Origin of the sequence: Herbaspirillum sp. B65, assembly GCF_000333555.1 — a bacterium.
Classification (GTDB): Bacteria; Pseudomonadota; Gammaproteobacteria; order Burkholderiales; family Burkholderiaceae_D; genus Herbaspirillum; species Herbaspirillum rubrisubalbicans.
The window spans coordinates 1-1,476 of sequence record NZ_BADI01000316.1; the positions used below are offsets into that span (position 1 = coordinate 1).

1 protein-coding gene is annotated in these 1,476 nt (G+C 50.7%); it reads right to left on the reverse strand.

Annotated features, from left to right (window positions below):
* Positions 1-1,476 (reverse strand): TOTE conflict system archaeo-eukaryotic primase domain-containing protein (locus I5W_RS08150; RefSeq protein ID WP_044528856.1); only part of this gene is annotated, 1,476 nt, incomplete at both ends.

Here is a 1,476-nt window from a genome sequence, read left to right on the forward strand (position 1 = left end):
GATATGATAGGGTGATGGCCGTTACTTCGAATCGGTGTTGCGCTGAGGCCAAGCACATAATGCGAGTTGGCTTGTCTCAAAACACTTTCGAAAGTTTGAGCGGATAAATGGTGAGCTTCATCGATGATGATCTGCCCATATTGACCGAGTAATTCTTGCAGATCTTCGCGACGTGCCAAGCTTTGGATAACCGCAATGTCTAGCAATCCGGTTGCTTTCTTCTTACCCGCACCGATCAAACCGATTTTTTGTTCATCGAGCAGGACAAAAGTTCCAAGGCGCTCTTGCCATTGCCGCATGAGATCCGCACGATGAACGATCACCAGTGTGCTGACCTGCCTGCGTGCGATGATCGCTGCTGCAGTTACTGTTTTTCCGAATGCCGTCGGTGCTATCAACATTCCAAAATCATGGGGCAGAATAGCCTCCAATGCTTCCTGCTGATCTGGCCGTAGCACACCTTGAAATGAAGCCTTCAAGACGGAGCCCTTAGAGCGCACATCTTCCAGTCGCAAGTCGATTTTGTTAGCAGTAAGTAGTGCTCTGACATCGCCCAGGCAGCCGCGTGGTAACGCCATGTGCTTTGGATGATTTTCCGCACGACCGATGACACGCGGTTTGTCCCATGTCGACATACGCATTGCCTGCGCTTTGTAAAAATCTGGATTCGGGAAGGCGGCTAAGCGGACTAAGCGATTCATCAGTGATTGCGGTAGCCCGGCTTTTTCGATGAATATCTGGCCAGCAATCGTGGCTATTACGGCTTTTGGCATAGTGCCCGTAAGCTTGATATTCGGCTTGGCAGGTGCTATCCATGGTGTGTCCGCGTTTTCGTCGTCCACTTCGAAATAGGCGATATCCAACGGATGTCGGTCTCCGACCAATTTGTGAAGGATCGTATCAATATATGCTTGCGGCAGCGGCTTGATACTTTCTAAGAATCCCCATTGATCGGGCAATGGCTGTAAGTTTCCATCAACAAAAACGCTACGGCCAAGGTCGCGAGGATGCTTTTGCAATGGTAGCGCGATCAGATTGCCAAAGCCGCCCTTTGGCAGGGTGTCCTGATTGGGAAATAGTCGGTCATACGATTCCAACTTCAGTTGTCGAGTACGAGCACAGGTTGCACTGATCAATGCGGTGCCGAGTCGCCTAGCATCTCGCGCTGGAGTCGGATTCGCAAAAAATACCCACAAATGAGCCCCCTCGCCAGATCGCGAAATTTCGAGCGCTGCCGGCAAGTTGTTTTCTATGCAGGTTTGCAATACTGCTTTGGCGTCTTCGCGCCAATCTGCGTCATCGAAATCGATAGCCAGAAAATGACAGCGATCATCAGAAAGCAGAGGGTAAACGCCGGCAGTAATTTTCCCTTTGAGGTGGCTGGAAATGACCTCGTTGGTTACCGGTGCGAAGAGGCTTTTCAAGCGTTCGCTGCATTTGATGACCGGTTTTTGGCAGACGCCAGACGCCATTCGT